This is a genomic window from Kitasatospora sp. NPDC023385 (assembly GCF_055664045.1).
In genome coordinates, this window is the sequence record NZ_JBVOOL010000018.1 from 63583 (window position 1) to 77161 (window position 13579).

Sequence of the window (13579 nt, forward strand, 5' to 3'; positions counted from 1 at the left end):
CCCCGCCCCGCTCACCCGAAGAGAGCCGACTCCTCACCCTGAAGAGAGCCGACCATGATCCACGAGACCATCGCCCAGTACGAGTTGTCCGCCGACGAGGTGACGCAGATCAGAGCGAGCACGACCCGGCTGGCCACCACCTTCACCGACCCGACCGCGCCCCGCGCCTACGACGACCTCCGGCACCGCTTCGCCGACCACGCGCTGCCGCCCCGGCTGCGCACCTTCCTGGAGGAGTTCCGCCGCACCGAGTCCGCCGCCGGCCTGCTGATCCACGGCTTCCCGGTGGACGACGCCGCGGTCGGCCCCACCCCGGAGCACTGGGAGCGGGTGGCGGACCGCGCCACCACCCTGGAGCAGGAGCTCTTCCTGGCCATGTGCGGCACCGCCCTCGGCGACCCGTTCACCTTCTCCACGCTCCAGCTCGGCCGGATCATCCAGAACATCCTGCCGATCCGCGGCGACGAGGTGCGCCAGAGCGGCCACGGCAGCCAGACCCTGCTGGAGTTCCACACCGAGGACGGCTTCCACCCGGGCCGCTGCGACTACCTGCTGCTGTTCGGGGTCCGCAACCACGACCGGGTGCCGACCATCATGGCCTCGGTGCGGGACGTCAAGCTCGCCGAGGAGGACTGGGCGGCGCTGTTCCGCCCGGACTTCCAGATCATGCCGGACGACGAGCACGTGCGGCAGCTCAAGCTGCGCCACCCCGAGCACCCGGCGCTCGCCCGGGCCGAGGAGCTGCAGCGCAACCCGGTCGCGGTGCCGGTGCTGTTCGGCGACCGGGACCGCCCCTACCTGCGCGTCGACCTCCCGTTCATGCGCTGCGCGGCCGACCGGACCGGCGCCGAGCAGGCGCTGCACGCGCTGATGGCCGAACTGGAGCGGGTGCAGCACTCGGTGGTGGTCGAACAGGGCAGCCTGCTCGTGGTCGACAACTACCTCGCGGTGCACGGCCGCAAGCCCTTCGAGGCCCGCTACGACGGCACCGACCGTTGGCTCAAGCGCATGATCGTCAGCCGTGACCTGCGCAAGGCCGCCCAGGCCGACGCGGCCGGCCTGCTGCCGGGCGGCAACCGCGTCCTGTACTGACCGCCCGCCCGGCCCACCACCCCGTTCCCACTGAGGAGTTCCCCTTGCGTACCGTCATCGTCTCCGGCGCCTCCAGCGGCATCGGCCGGGCCACCGCCGCCCGCTTCGCCCGGGCCGGGGACCGGGTCTTCAACCTCGACGTCGCCGCCCCGGAAGCCACCGAAGCCACCACGGCCCCCCACGACGCGGCCGCCGAGGTCCGCTGGCTCAAGGTCGACACCGCCGACTGGGCCGCCGTCCGGGCCGCCGTCCGGCAGGTCCACGAGGAGACCGGCCGGTTGGACGTGGTGATCGCCAACGCCGGGATCAGCGTCCGGCACGGCGTCCTGGACATCGAGGAGGCCGACGCCCGGCGGATCACCGACGTCAACCTGCTCGGCGTGCTCGGCCTGTGGCAGGCCGCCGCCCGGATCATGGCCCCCGCGGGCGGGGGCGTGCTGCTGGCCACCGCCTCCGTCAACGGCCGCCGCGGCTACCCGCACTACGCCGACTACAACGCCACCAAGGCCGGGATCGTCGCGCTCACCCAGACCTTCGCGCTCGAACTCGCCCCGGCCGTCCGGGTGGCCTGCGTGAGTCCCGGCGCCGTCCTGACGCCCATGCAACTGGCCGAGTACACCGGCGACATGCTCGCCGCCACGAACGCCCGGATCCCGGCCGGCCGGCACGCCGACCCGGCGGAGATCGCGGCGGCCTTCCACTACCTGGCCTCCCCGGAGGCGCGCTTCCTCACCGGCCAGGAGCTGGTCGTCGACGGCGGCGAGACCGCCGGCGCCACCACCGCCGACTGGGGCACCGCCCTGGCCACCGCCCGTAACTGACCCCCACCAGCGGGAGATTCGGAAAACCCCGATGCACACATTGGTGACGACGACCTCGTCCGACTCGCACACCTGGAACCTGATCTACCTGGAGCACCTGCTGAAGGAGTGGGGCCACGAGGTGACCAACCTCGGCCCCTGCGTCCCCGACGAGCTGGTCCTCGACCAGTGCTCCCGGCTGCGCCCCGACCTCGTCGTGGTGAGCAGCGTGAACGGCCACGGCGCCAACGACGGCCTGCGGCTGATCCGCAAGGTCAGGGCCGTCCCGGAGCTGGCCGGGCTGCCGGCGGTGATCGGCGGCAAACTCGGCACCGCGGGCAACGCCGCCGCCTGGGCGCCCCGGCTGCGCGAGGCCGGCTTCGACGCGGTGTTCGAGGAGAGCGAGGGCATCCTGCCGTTCCGCGGCTTCCTGGACCGGCTCGCGGCGCGGGTGCAGGTCTGATGGGCTGGACGGTCGACTTCGGCTCGTTCGTGCGCTCCGCCCCCGAGCTGGTGGTCCAGCCCCGGATGGGCTTCGGCACCCAGGCGCGGATGCGGCACGGACTGCTGGCCACCCGGGGCGCGGACGCCACCACGGTGGGCACGCTGACCCTGGACAGCTACACCCGGGTCGGCGACCACGCCGCCGCCCGCCGGGCCGTGGACGAGGGTGTGGACCTCAACGGCTACCCCCTCGTCACCCACGGCCCGGAGGCCACCCGGCGGATGCTGGCGGGCGTGGCCGCCGCCGACTTCCCGGTGCAGGTGCGGCACGGCTCGGCCGCCCCGCAGGCGATCATCACCGCGCTGGCCGCGGCCGGTCTGCACGCCACCGAGGGCGGCCCGGTCTCCTACTGCCTGCCGTACGGCCGCACCCCGATCGCCGAGTCGGTCCGCAACTGGGAGGAGTCCTGCCGGCTGCTCGCGGCGGCCGGCGGGCCCGGGCAGCGGCCGCACCTGGAGTCCTTCGGCGGCTGCATGATGGGCCAGCTGTGCCCGCCCGCGCTGCTGGTGGCGCTGTCCGTGCTGGAGTGCCTGTTCTTCGTCCAGCACGGGCTGACCAGCGTCTCGCTCAGCTACGCCCAGCAGGTCGACGAGGAGCAGGACGAGGAGGCGGTGCGGGCGCTGCGCGCGCTGGCCGCGGAGCTGCTGCCCGCGGTGGACTGGCACGTCGTCGTCTACACCTACATGGGCGTCTACCCGCGCACCCCGTCCGGCGCCCGGGAGCTGCAGGACCGGGCGGTGCGGCTGGCGGTGCGCACCGGCGCCGAGCGGCTGATCGTCAAGACGTCGGTCGAGGCGTACCGGATCCCCACCGTCGCCCACAACGTCGAGGCGCTGGAGACCTCGGCCCGCACGGCGCGGCTCGCCCGGCCCCGGCCGGTGCTGCGCGGCACCGCCGACAACGAGGTGTACGCGCAGGCCAGGGCGCTGGTCGAGGCCGTGCTCTGCCTGGGCGAGGACGTGGGGGCGGCGCTGGTCGAGGCGTTCGCGCGCGGCTGGCTGGACGTCCCGTACTGCCTGCACCCGGACAACGCCGGGCGCGCCGCCGCCTACATCGACGAACGCGGCCGGCTGGCCTGGAGCGCGATCGGCGCGATGCCCATCGGGCACCTGGTGGCCCCGCGTCCGGCCGCCGCGCTGACCAGCGGCGGACTGCTGGACGCCCTGCACCACGTGGTGTCCCGGCTGGACCTGGGACAGCTCGCCGAGGCCGGCGCGTAGCCGGCGACACGTACGAGGAGATGACTTCGATGAGTTCGCTGCATGCCGGCGGGTACCCGCAGGAGCAGGTCCGGGCCCGGGCCCGGGAGGGTGCGGCCGCGGTGTTCCCGCCCGCCGTCGCGTACGGGCACGAGCTGTTCGGCGCCGCGCCGCAGCCGGGGCCCGGCGAGGGCGGGGACGTGCTGGACGCCACCCGGCTGGTGCCGCCCGCGTTCATGCCGCTGCGCCTGGAGAAGCTGATCGAGCTGGGCCGGGAGCCGCTCTACCAGGACGTCGAACTGGCCACGGCGGTGGGCGGGTTCGCCTCCGCGCTGCCGGTGTACGTCTCGGCCTTCGGCTCGACCCAGGTGGCCAGCCGGGACCTGGGGATCGCGGCCGGCCGGCAGGCCGCCCGGCTGGGGATCCCGATGGTGATCGGCGAGAACGTCGGCCCGGTCAACGGCACCGGGCGGCTCGGCGAGAAGGAGGGCCGGACCCTGCTGGGACGGATCGCCGCCTACCAGGACGAGCTGGCCGGCCCGGGCGGCGGCATCGCCGTCCAGCAGTCCACCGAGGACGCCGACGCGGAGATCTGGAACCTGATCTACAGCGACACCTCCGTGCAGCCGCTGCTCGAATCGGGGCGGCTGGCCTTCGAGTTGAAGGTCGGCCAGGGCGCCAAGCCGGGGCTGGGCGGGATGACGCTGGTGGACCGCGAGTCGGCGCGCCGGCTGGAGCAGCAGTACGCCGTGGAGCCCCTGCTGCCGGACGCCGCCGGCGAGCGTACGGTGCTGCGGTCGAGCTGCCCGGGCACGTTCACCGAGGAGATCCTGGCCCACCAGGTCCGGCTGATGCGCAACAACTTCCCGCGGGCCCGGATCTGGGTGAAGCTGCCGCCCTCCCGGGACGTCCGGTCGGCCGCCGCCACCGCCTGGGCGGCCGGCGCCGACGCGGTGACCGTGGACGGCGCCGAGGGCGGCTCCGGCTGGGCGCCGGTGTCCTTCCTGGGCTCGGTCGGGCTGCCGCTGGCCGAGTGCCTGCGCCGGGTCGCCCCCGCGCCGGGGCAGTGCCTGCTGGCCAGCGGCCGGATGTGGGAGGGCGCCCGCGCGGTCAAGACGCTGGCCGCCGGGGCGGCCGCGGTCGGGCTCGGCCGGGCCGCGCTGCTCGCCGTGGACGAGGACCCGCAGGCCGGCCTGGAGCGGCTGGTGCAGGCACTGGCGCTCGAACTGCGGCTGCTCACCAGTGCGTTGGGCAAGTACCGGCCGGCCGACCTGGGGCCGGAGGACCTCTGGCACCCGGACGCCGCACAGTGGAGCGCCGAGCGCCTGCCGGAGCCCGTCGGCCGGTAGCGGTCGGCCGCCCGGACGGCCCCGAAACTGCCCGGCACCCGCCGGGACGACTGCCGGGCCGGGCCGCCTCCCGCTCCTACGCTCGAAAGCACCCCACCCCCTGACACCCATCGAGAGAGGGACCGGACCCATGGCCAACCCCTTCGAGAACGAGGAGGGCCAGTACCTGGTCCTCGCCAACGACGAGGACCAGCACTCCCTCTGGCCCGCCCAGATCGCGGTGCCGGCGGGCTGGCGCGCGGTGCACGGCGTCGACAGCCGCCCGGCGTGCCTGGAGTACATCGAGCGGACCTGGACCGACATGCGCCCGGCGAGCCTGCGCCGCGCCATGGACGAGGTGGCCAACTAGCCATGAGCGGCCAGCTGTTGCAGGACGCCAGGGTGGTCCGTCCGGCCCCGCGGCCGGACGCCGACCACACCCTGGTCTGCCTCGCCTTCTGCGGCGGGGGCACCGGACCGTACCGGAACTGGCTCGACCTGGTCGAGGAGTCCACCGAGCTCGCCCTGGTCTGCTACCCGGGCCGCGAGGGCCGCTTCGCCGAACCCTTCGCCACCACCTGGGACGAACTCGCCGAGGACGCCGCCGAGTCGGTGCTGCGCGCCGCCGACGGCCGCCCGTACACCCTGTTCGGGCACAGCATGGGCGGCTGGATGGCCTACGACGTGGCCGCCCGGCTGGAGGCGCGCGGCGCGCACGCCCCGGCCCGGCTGATCGTCTCCTCCTGCAATGCCCCCGACCGGGGCGTCACCGAACGCGACCGCTTCCCGCGGATCGAGGACGCCGACGGGCGGCTGCTGGACTGGATGCGGGAGATCGGCCTGCTGCCCGAGTACGTCCTGGCGGACGCCGACCTGAGCGAGATGGCGGTCGAGCTGATGCGCGCGGACATCGTCGTCCGCGACTCCTACCGCCCCACCCCCGGGGCCGGCGTCGGCATGCCCGTCCAGGTGCTGTACGGCGCGGACGACGCCGTCATCGAGCCGGCCGTCGCCGAGCAGTGGGCGCGCTGCGTGCGCGGCGACCTGCGGGTGGACCGGCTGGCCGGCGGCCACTTCTACCACCAGCGGCTCTGGGAGTCGCTGCCCGAGCACTTCGTTCCGCGCGAGCCGCGAGAGGAGAGGTCATGACGCTCGACTGGACCGAGGCGCCCGGCCGGCCGGTACGGACCGTGGTCGAGGGCGTGTCCACCGCCGAGCAGGCCGCCGACTGGGTGCGCGCGCACCACGCCGAACTGCGCGAGGTGCTCACCCGGCACGGCTCGCTGTACGTGCACGGCCTGCCGATCGGCACCGCCGGCGACTTCGCGGCCGTCCGCGACGCCCTGTTCGCCGCCCGCGCCAAGTACCAGGAGAAGGCCACCCCGCGCAGCGACTTCGGCGACGACGTCTTCTCCTCCACCGACCTGCCGCCGTCCCAGGCGATCCGGATGCACAACGAGAACAGCTACACGCTGACCTTCCCCGGCCTGCTGCTGTTCTGCTGCCTGACCGCCCCCGAGGAGGGCGGCGCCACCCCGGTGGCGGACGTCCGCAAGGTCCTCGCCGAGCTGCCGCCCGAGCTGGTGGCCCGCTTCCGCGCCGAGGGCTGGGCGCTCACCCGCAGCTACGGCGAGCACATCTCGCTCGACTGGCGCACCGCCTTCGCCACCGACTCCCCCGCGGACGTGGAGGCCTACTGCGCCGACAACGGGATCAGCTGCCACTGGGGCGAGGACGGCACGCTGCGCACCCGCCAGCTGCGCCCGGCCGTGATCCGCCACCCCCGCACCGGCGAGGAGGTCTGGTTCAACCACGTCGCGTTCTGGAGCGAGTGGTCGCTGGACCCGGACATCCGGGACGTGCTGGTCGGCGAGTTCGGCCCGGACGGCCTGCCCTTCAACACCGCCGTCGGCGACGGCACCCCGCTGACCGCCGCCGAGGCCGCGCTGATGGACGCCGCCTACGAGCGCGCCACCGTCCGCGAGGCCTGGCAGCCGGGCGACCTGCTGCTGGTCGACAACATCCTGACCGCGCACGGCCGGGATCCGTTCCGCGGCGACCGGAAGATCGTCGTCGCGATGGGCGAGCCGGTCGCCCTCGCCGACTGCGATCCGGCCGTCCCGGCGGGCGCGGCGTCCCTCCAGCCCACCCCGCTGTAGCCAAGGAGCCTTCGATGCGATCGAGTTCGACCGGCCTGACCGACGCCGCCCCGGCCGCCCTGGCAGCCCCGGCTCCCGAGGCCACCACCGACCCGCTGCTGCGCTTCCGGGCGGCCGCCGCCGCCCACCCGGAGCGCACCGCGGTCACCACGCCCGCCGGCGACCGGCTGACCTTCGCCGAACTCGACCGCCGGGCGGGCGGGTTGGCCGCCGCGCTGACCGCCGCCGGGGTGCGCCCCGGCGCGGCGGTGGGCATCAGCCTGACCCGCGGCGTCGACCTGGTCGCCGCCCTGCTCGCGGTGTGGCGCGCCGGCGCCGCGTACGTCCCGCTCGACCCGGCCCACCCGGCCGAGCGGCTCGACCACGTGGTCCGCGACGCCGGCATCACCGTGGTGGTCGCCGCCGGGGGCGGCCACCGCTGGGCGCCGGAGGTCCGGGTGGTGGCCCCCGACGCCACCGCCGCGCACCCGGCCCCGCCGGTGCCGGTACCGCCGGCCGCCCCGGCGTACGTCATCTACACCTCGGGCTCCACCGGCCGCCCCAAGGGCGTCACGGTGACCCGCGGCGGCGTGGCCCAGTTGCTGACCGCCCTGGAGGCGCGCGGGATCTACCGGGACACCCCCGGCCGGGTCGCCTGGAACGCCAGCGTCTCCTTCGACGCCTCCGTCCAGCAGTGGGCCCGGGTCTGCCGCGGCGACGCACTGCTGCTGCTCACCGACGAACTGCGCGCCGAGCCCGAGGCGCTGGCCGCCTACCTGCTGGCGCACGGCGCCACCGACCTGGACACCACCCCGGCACACTGGAGCGCGCTGCGCGACCAGGTGGCGGCCGCCGCCGAGCGGCTCACCGACCGCCCGCTGCGGCTGTTCATCGGCGGCGAGGCGGTGCCGCCCGCGATGTGGACGGACCTGGCCGACCTCGCCGCGCGCGGGCTCGTCCGGGCGGTGAACCTGTACGGCCCCACCGAGTGCACCGTCGACGCCACGGCCGGCTGGGCCACCGACGGCACCCCGCACATCGGCACCCCGCTGCCCGGGGTGGGCGCCCACGTCCTGGACGACGCGCTGCGGCCCGTGGAGGAGGGCGAGCTGTACCTGACCGGCGCCGGCCTGGCCCAGGGCTACCTGGGCCGCCCGGGCCTCACCGCCGAGCGCTTCCTCGCCGCCCCGGCCGGCCCGCCCGGCGGCCGGATGTACCGCACCGGCGACCGGGTGCGCCGCCGGCCGGACGGCAACCTGGACTACCTCGGCCGGGTCGACCACCAGGTCAAGGTGAACGGCTTCCGGGTCGAACTCGGCGAGATCGAGGCCGCCTTGACGGACCACCCGGCGGTCGCGGCCGCCGTCGTGGTACTGCGCCCGGACGCCGCCGGCGCCACCCTGGCCGGCTACGTCGTCCCCCGCCCCGGCGTCGCGCCGGACCTCGGCGCGGTGCGCGAGCACCTGGCGGCCCGGCTGCCGGCGTACATGCTGCCCTCGCTGACCGAGCTGGCGCGGCTGCCGCTGGCAGTGGGCGGGAAGGTGGACCGGTCCGCGCTGCCGGACCCGGCCGTCGAGGTGGTGCCCGACGGCGGCGAAGCCGCCGAGGCGCTGCCGACGGGCGAGTTCGAGGTGACGGTCGCCGAGGCCTGGCAGGAGGTGCTGGGCCGGGAGCGGGTGCTCGCCACCGACGACTTCTTCGCTCTCGGCGGGCACTCGCTGATGGCCCTGCGGGTGGTGGCGAACCTCAAGCGGCAGCTCGGCGTGGTGATCCCGAGCCGGCTGGTCTACCAGCACCCGAGGCTGCGCGACCTGGCCCGTGAGGCGGCCCTGCTGGCCTCCTGAGGCGCCTGCCGGAGGCACCCGCGGCGCGCCCCGGTCCGCCCACCACGGCGGCCGGGGCGGCGCGCCGTACCCGTACGAGCCGGTCCGGAAGGGGAAGGAGCAGGCCCCAACCTTTCCCAAGACTCCTTGGCAAAGAAGTCTTGGCAAAGAAGTCTTGGGAACCTACGCTGCTGCCATGAGCAACGCCCCGGAACACCCCGCCCCCGCCGAACGCCCCTGGCCCCTGGGCCCCAACCCGGGCGGCGAGGTGGTCCTGGACGCCCGCAGCCTGCGCGGCCTGGCCCACCCCCTGCGGGTGAAGCTGCTCGGCCTGCTGCGGAGCGACGGACCGGCCACCGTCACCCGGCTGGCGGAGTGCGCGGGCGTCAGCACCGCCTCCGCCAGCTACCACGTCCGCCAGCTGGCCGCGTACGGCTTCGCCGAACCCGACCCGCGCCCGGCCGGCCGCGAGCGCTGGTGGCGGGCCGCGCACCAGACCACCCGGCTGCACACCGAGGACTTCGCCGACGTCGAGTCCGCCGCGCTGGCCGGCGCCTACCTGCAGAGCGTCGCCGACTACTACGCCGAGCAGACCCGCGCCGCGGTGGCCGAGATGCACCTGCTGCCGACCGACTGGCGGGAGGCCAGCAGCACCAGCGACTTCGCCCTGCGGCTGACCTCCGACCAGCTGAGCTCGCTGGTCGCCGACCTCTTCGAGGTGATCGGCCGCTACCACCGCGACGACCCCGACGCCGCTGACACCGACGCCGACGCCGACGGCCGGGAGACCGCCCCCGTCGTGCTGCAGCTGCAGGCCTTCCCCCGCCCCGGGGCGCTCACCGGGCCGCCGCCCGGCCGGCCCTCCACCGGTCGGCCCGACCAGCCGTCCGACCAGCCGTCCGACCAGGCCTCTCCGCACCGACCGGAGTGACGAAAGGACCGCCATGCCCTCCCGGAAGCCCTCCGCCGGCGCCTTAACCGCGCGAGGCCGCCGCACCTCACTGCACGGACTGCTCGCCGCGTACACCGTCTCGCTGTTCGGCACCCGGCTGACGATGATCGCGCTGCCCTGGCTGGTCCTGGTGACCAGCGGCAGCGCCGCGGAGACCGGGCTGGTCGCCTTCTGCGAGGCGGTGCCGCTGGTGATCGGCAAGGCCCTCGCGGGCCCGCTGATCGACCGGGTCGGCTCCCGCCCCTTCGCCGTCCTCGCCGACCTGGTCAGCGCGGTGGTGGTCGGCCTGGTCCCGCTCTGCTACTGGCTGGACGCCCTGCCGTACGGCGCGCTGCTGGTCCTCTCGGCGGCCATCGGAGTCGCCCGCGGCCCGGGCGACGTCGCCAAGCGCACCATGACCCCCGAGGTCGCCGAGCAGGCCGGGATCCCGCTGGAGCGGGCCAGCGGCCTGGTCGGCACCCTGGAGCGGCTGGCCGGCACCGCCGGTCCGGCGGCGGCGGGCGCACTGATCGCCATGCTCAGCCCGCTGTGGGCGATGACCGCCAACGCCCTGTGCTTCGTGGTCTCCGCCGCCCTGATCGCGCTGACCGGAGCGCGCGGCGGGAGCGGGCCGCGGTCCGCTGCGGAGGCCGGTGCCGGTACCGGTACCGATGCGGATGGCAAGGCGGATGGCGAGGCGGAGCCGGAGCGCTACCTCGACCGGCTCCGGGAGGGCGTCAGCTTCCTGCGCCAGGACCGGCTGCTGCGTTCGATCGCGGTGATGCTCAGCGTCACCAACCTGGTCGACGCCGCGTACGGCTCACTGCTGATCCCGGTCTGGGCCAAGGAGGTCGGCGGCGGTCCGGCCGCGATCGGCGCGCTGGGCTCGGTGTTCGGCATCGCCGCGGTCGGCGGGTCGGCGCTGGCCACCGCCTTCGCGGCGAAGCTGCGGCGCCGCCCGACGTACGTGATCGCCTTCCTGATCGCCGGCCCGCCGCGGTTCCTGGTGATGGCCTTCCACCTGCCGCTGTGGGTGGTCCTGCTGGTCGCCGTCGGCGACGGCCTGGCGATCGGCTTCGTCAACCCGATCCTCAACGCGGTGATGCTGGAACGGATCCCGCGCCCCCTGCTCGGCCGGGTCTCGGCGCTGACCGACTCGGTCGGCTCGGCCGGCGTCCCGCTCGGCCCGATGCTGGCCGGCGCCGCCGTCACCGCGGCCGGCCTGGTGCCCGTGCTGTTCGCCTGCGCCGGGCTCTACCTGGCCAGTACGGTGCTGCCCGCACTGCGCCCGCACTGGCGCGAACTGGACGCCCGACCCGCGCCTCATGAGCCAACTTTCTCGCCTGACAAGCGTTCTGACGTTACGTCATCTGACGACCGCACGCCGGCCGCGGCGGCGACTGCCGCCGAAACTGCCCCCGGGACCTCCGCATAGCGCGGATTTCGCCGCATAACGTGACAGCAGAGCTCGAAGTCCCGACCCCGGATACCTCTGACCCACGGAAAGAGACGATTCCCATGTCCAGTGGCGCGTTCGCTGCGGTACAGCTCAAGGGTGAGTACGACGTCGATCGGCTGCTGGCCGAACTCCACGACCTGGAGCGGACCCAGTGGGCCGCCCAGCGCACCTACGGCGAGAGCCTCGAACCCGGCGAGGCCACCGTGCTCGACTGGCGGGTGCTCCCGCTGCGCAGCCCCGAGGGCAGCGACGAGCGCACCGACCCGGGCGGCCTCGGCCTGGTCGGGTACGCCGGGACGTCCTGGCTGGCGCGGGCGCCGTACATGGCGTCCATCCTGGCCGCGCTGCCGACCGAACTGCGCGCGGTGCGCCTGATGTCGCTGGGCGCCGGCGCCGAGGTCGACGAGCACCGGGACGTCCCGTACGGCCTGCCGGCCGGCTGGGTCCGGCTGCACATCCCGCTGGTCACCAACGACGAGGCCGTCCTCACGGTCGGCGGCGAGGAGCACACCTGGCAGCCCGGCACCCTCTGGTTCGGCGACTTCTCCCGGCCGCACTCGGTGCGCAACGAGGGCTCCGAGCGCCGGGTCCACATGGTCATCGACGCCTACGTCAACCACGACCTGCTGGAGCTGTTCCCGGCCGCGTTCCGCGACCGCGTGCGCTGGTCCGACGTGCTGCTCAACCGCCCCGAGTTGCCCCTGGACGCCGCCGAACTGCCTTCCTTCGCCTGCGAGTTCGCCCTGCCGGACGCCTTCCTGTACGGCGAGTCCGAGGAGTTGGCGGCCGCCGACGACCGGCACACCGCCGACGCCGTCTCGGCCTCCCGGGACCGGGCGGGCCGGATCCGGGTCGATGGGGAGCGCCTGGTGCTGGACGTGGACGGCGAGCCCCGGGCCGGCCTGGTCCACCTCGGCGAGGGCGAGTTCCGCGCCATGGGCTGGACCGCCGAGCGCACCCTGAAGGTCGAGCCGACCGGCGTCGGCGGCCCCCGGGTCCGGCTGCGGATGCGCTGGGGCAGCCGGATGGAGGAGGTCATCCGGACGGCCGCCCCGCTCGCGGGCTGAGCCCTTCCGACGCCCCGGCCGGCCGCGCGCAGCGCCTACAGCAGCGCGTAGAGGGCCGAGGCGTCGTCGTGCGCCTTGCCCCGCGGCCAGCGCTCGCAGGTGGCGTCCGCCCGCTCCACCGCACGGACCTGGGCGATCAGCTCGCCCGGGCCCGACTCGGCGAGCAGCCGCAGCACGTCGCCCCAACTGCCCAGCCCGAAGCGCTCGGTGTAGCGCGAGGCCCCGTCGGTGAGGGCGGCCAGCGCGTGCAGCCGGTCCAGCCGGACGAACCCGGTCTCGGCGTGCTCGGCCGCCCGCGGGCTGGCGGCGGCGATCCACGGCCCGGCGCCCCGGTTGCGGGCGGCCCGGACGGCCAGCGCGTACTCCAGGTACAGCGCCGCCCGCTCGGCCGAGCCGGGGACGGTCGACCAGATCTGGCGGCGCAGTTCCTCCCCGCCGGGGAAGCGCTGGTTGTCACCGATCACCTTCGGCGGGCCGTCCCTGAACTCCAGCACCAGCAGCGAGTCGCCGAGCACCAGGTACTCCAGCACCTCGCCGTGTCGCCGGGCCGCGACGACCATCGCGGCGGGCGTGTTGGGATGGGCCAGGTCGCAGCGGCCGCCGTGCAGCGCGGCCGTCTCCACGATGGCGTCGGCCAGGCACTCGGCGATCGAGCGGTCCGCCCGGTCGGTGAGCCGGGCGAGCAGGTGCACGCCCAGCCGCCGGACGTACCAGGCCGTTCCGTGCCGGCACCCGGACTCCAGGCCGGTCGGCGAACTCGAGCCGTCCAGCAGGACGAGCGCCTCCGGCGAGGCCGCCGCGAAGTCCTCGCTCTCGCGGTCGGGCCGCCGTGCTTCCCCTGCGAGCTGTAGCTGCATCCCGACAGTGTGGCCGCCGCCCCCGGCCCGCGCCCAGACCCGTGCGCCGGTGCGGCGCGGCCCGGGGCGCGACGCCCGGTGGCAGCCGGGGTGATTCGGCCATACCGTCGGGAAGTGACCGGACAATTCGGCCAATCGGGGCGGGTCAGGTTTGGGAGCACCTTCGGGTGCCCGCGCGGCCCGCGACTGACGAGGAGCGGAAGATGTTCTGGCAGTTCATCGTGGTGCTGGCCGCCTCGCTCGGCTTTCCGACCGCCGCACTGCTCTTCCTGATCGGCGGGCCGCGCTTCCCGGACGAGCAGCGCGGCGAGACCTCCCGACCCGGCCGGCTCTCCCGAATCGGCTAGACCATCCCGAGCCGGCTGGACCTCTGATCCGGC

14 protein-coding genes are annotated in these 13579 nt (G+C 75.0%); 13 read left to right on the plus strand and 1 reads right to left on the minus strand.

Annotation, left to right across the window (positions count from 1 at the left end; all coding sequences use genetic code 11):
* The first annotated feature begins 54 nt into the window (after nucleotides 1-54).
* From gntD to AC0B61_RS25690, 12 genes are all read left to right on the plus strand, one after another.
* Entirely contained in the window at nucleotides 55-1092 is a 1038-nt protein-coding gene (gene gntD / locus AC0B61_RS25635) for a guanitoxin biosynthesis L-enduracididine beta-hydroxylase GntD (protein WP_471743094.1), read from the plus strand.
* 44 nt (nucleotides 1093-1136) lie between these two features.
* A complete protein-coding gene (locus AC0B61_RS25640) occupies nucleotides 1137-1913 on the plus strand; it encodes an SDR family NAD(P)-dependent oxidoreductase (RefSeq protein ID WP_471743095.1) in 777 nt (258 codons plus the stop codon).
* A gap of 43 nt (nucleotides 1914-1956) precedes the next feature.
* The gene (locus AC0B61_RS25645) at nucleotides 1957-2355 is read left to right on the plus strand and encodes a cobalamin B12-binding domain-containing protein (protein WP_471743096.1); all 399 of its coding nucleotides are present in this window, start codon (nucleotides 1957-1959) and stop codon (nucleotides 2353-2355) included.
* Nucleotides 2355-3617 carry a methylaspartate mutase gene (locus AC0B61_RS25650; protein WP_471743097.1) on the plus strand — a complete coding sequence of 421 codons (1263 nt, stop codon included), beginning with the start codon at nucleotides 2355-2357 and terminating at the stop codon, nucleotides 3615-3617. Before AC0B61_RS25645 ends, AC0B61_RS25650 begins: the two co-directional genes overlap by 1 nt.
* Nucleotides 3618-3646: 29 nt before the next feature.
* On the plus strand, nucleotides 3647-4945 hold the full coding sequence (locus AC0B61_RS25655) for a glutamate synthase-related protein (protein ID WP_471743098.1): 1299 nt from the start codon (nucleotides 3647-3649) through the stop codon (nucleotides 4943-4945).
* A 130-nt stretch (nucleotides 4946-5075) separates the two neighbouring features.
* Nucleotides 5076-5294 carry an MbtH family protein gene (locus tag AC0B61_RS25660; protein ID WP_471743099.1) on the plus strand — a complete coding sequence of 73 codons (219 nt, stop codon included), beginning with the start codon at nucleotides 5076-5078 and terminating at the stop codon, nucleotides 5292-5294.
* Nucleotides 5295-5296: 2 nt separating this feature from the next.
* Complete coding sequence (locus tag AC0B61_RS25665; RefSeq protein ID WP_471743100.1) at nucleotides 5297-6073, plus strand: thioesterase II family protein; 777 nt, start codon at nucleotides 5297-5299, stop codon at nucleotides 6071-6073.
* Entirely contained in the window at nucleotides 6070-7083 is a 1014-nt protein-coding gene (locus AC0B61_RS25670) for a TauD/TfdA family dioxygenase (RefSeq protein ID WP_471743101.1), read from the plus strand. Before AC0B61_RS25665 ends, AC0B61_RS25670 begins: the two co-directional genes overlap by 4 nt.
* A 14-nt stretch (nucleotides 7084-7097) precedes the next feature.
* On the plus strand, nucleotides 7098-8906 hold the full coding sequence (locus AC0B61_RS25675) for a non-ribosomal peptide synthetase (protein ID WP_471743102.1): 1809 nt from the start codon (nucleotides 7098-7100) through the stop codon (nucleotides 8904-8906).
* A gap of 175 nt (nucleotides 8907-9081) precedes the next feature.
* The gene (locus tag AC0B61_RS25680) at nucleotides 9082-9816 is read left to right on the plus strand and encodes a helix-turn-helix domain-containing protein (RefSeq protein WP_471743103.1); all 735 of its coding nucleotides are present in this window, start codon (nucleotides 9082-9084) and stop codon (nucleotides 9814-9816) included.
* A gap of 13 nt (nucleotides 9817-9829) precedes the next feature.
* The gene (locus tag AC0B61_RS25685) at nucleotides 9830-11251 is read left to right on the plus strand and encodes an MFS transporter (protein WP_471743104.1); all 1422 of its coding nucleotides are present in this window, start codon (nucleotides 9830-9832) and stop codon (nucleotides 11249-11251) included.
* Nucleotides 11252-11334: 83 nt separating this feature from the next.
* Entirely contained in the window at nucleotides 11335-12342 is a 1008-nt protein-coding gene (locus AC0B61_RS25690) for an aspartyl/asparaginyl beta-hydroxylase domain-containing protein (protein WP_471743105.1), read from the plus strand.
* A 35-nt stretch (nucleotides 12343-12377) separates the two neighbouring features.
* On the opposite strand, the gene AC0B61_RS25695 is transcribed toward AC0B61_RS25690, so the two are convergent.
* Nucleotides 12378-13199, minus strand: coding sequence for an integrase (locus AC0B61_RS25695; RefSeq protein WP_471743106.1), 822 nt, complete (start codon nucleotides 13197-13199; stop codon nucleotides 12378-12380).
* Nucleotides 13200-13402: 203 nt separating this feature from the next.
* Between AC0B61_RS25695 and AC0B61_RS25700 the strand changes: the two genes are divergently transcribed.
* Nucleotides 13403-13546 (plus strand): hypothetical protein, encoded by a 144-nt coding sequence (locus AC0B61_RS25700; RefSeq protein ID WP_471743107.1) that lies wholly within the window; start codon nucleotides 13403-13405, stop codon nucleotides 13544-13546.
* Nucleotides 13547-13579 lie beyond the last annotated feature (33 nt).

Excerpts from the sequence above, each read along its gene's own strand:
- gntD (WP_471743094.1), top strand. The coding sequence starts at position 55 with ATGATCCACGAGACCATCGCCCAGTACGAGTTGTCCGCCGACGAGGTG.
- AC0B61_RS25650 (WP_471743097.1), top strand. The coding sequence starts at position 2,355 with ATGGGCTGGACGGTCGACTTCGGCTCGTTCGTGCGCTCCGCCCCCGAG.
- AC0B61_RS25655 (WP_471743098.1), top strand. The coding sequence starts at position 3,647 with ATGAGTTCGCTGCATGCCGGCGGGTACCCGCAGGAGCAGGTCCGGGCC.
- AC0B61_RS25660 (WP_471743099.1), top strand. The coding sequence starts at position 5,076 with ATGGCCAACCCCTTCGAGAACGAGGAGGGCCAGTACCTGGTCCTCGCC.
- AC0B61_RS25665 (WP_471743100.1), top strand. The coding sequence starts at position 5,297 with ATGAGCGGCCAGCTGTTGCAGGACGCCAGGGTGGTCCGTCCGGCCCCG.
- AC0B61_RS25670 (WP_471743101.1), top strand. The coding sequence starts at position 6,070 with ATGACGCTCGACTGGACCGAGGCGCCCGGCCGGCCGGTACGGACCGTG.
- AC0B61_RS25675 (WP_471743102.1), top strand. The coding sequence starts at position 7,098 with ATGCGATCGAGTTCGACCGGCCTGACCGACGCCGCCCCGGCCGCCCTG.
- AC0B61_RS25680 (WP_471743103.1), top strand. The coding sequence starts at position 9,082 with ATGAGCAACGCCCCGGAACACCCCGCCCCCGCCGAACGCCCCTGGCCC.
- AC0B61_RS25685 (WP_471743104.1), top strand. The coding sequence starts at position 9,830 with ATGCCCTCCCGGAAGCCCTCCGCCGGCGCCTTAACCGCGCGAGGCCGC.
- AC0B61_RS25690 (WP_471743105.1), top strand. The coding sequence starts at position 11,335 with ATGTCCAGTGGCGCGTTCGCTGCGGTACAGCTCAAGGGTGAGTACGAC.
- AC0B61_RS25695 (WP_471743106.1), bottom strand. The coding sequence starts at position 13,199 with ATGCAGCTACAGCTCGCAGGGGAAGCACGGCGGCCCGACCGCGAGAGC.
- AC0B61_RS25700 (WP_471743107.1), top strand. The coding sequence starts at position 13,403 with ATGTTCTGGCAGTTCATCGTGGTGCTGGCCGCCTCGCTCGGCTTTCCG.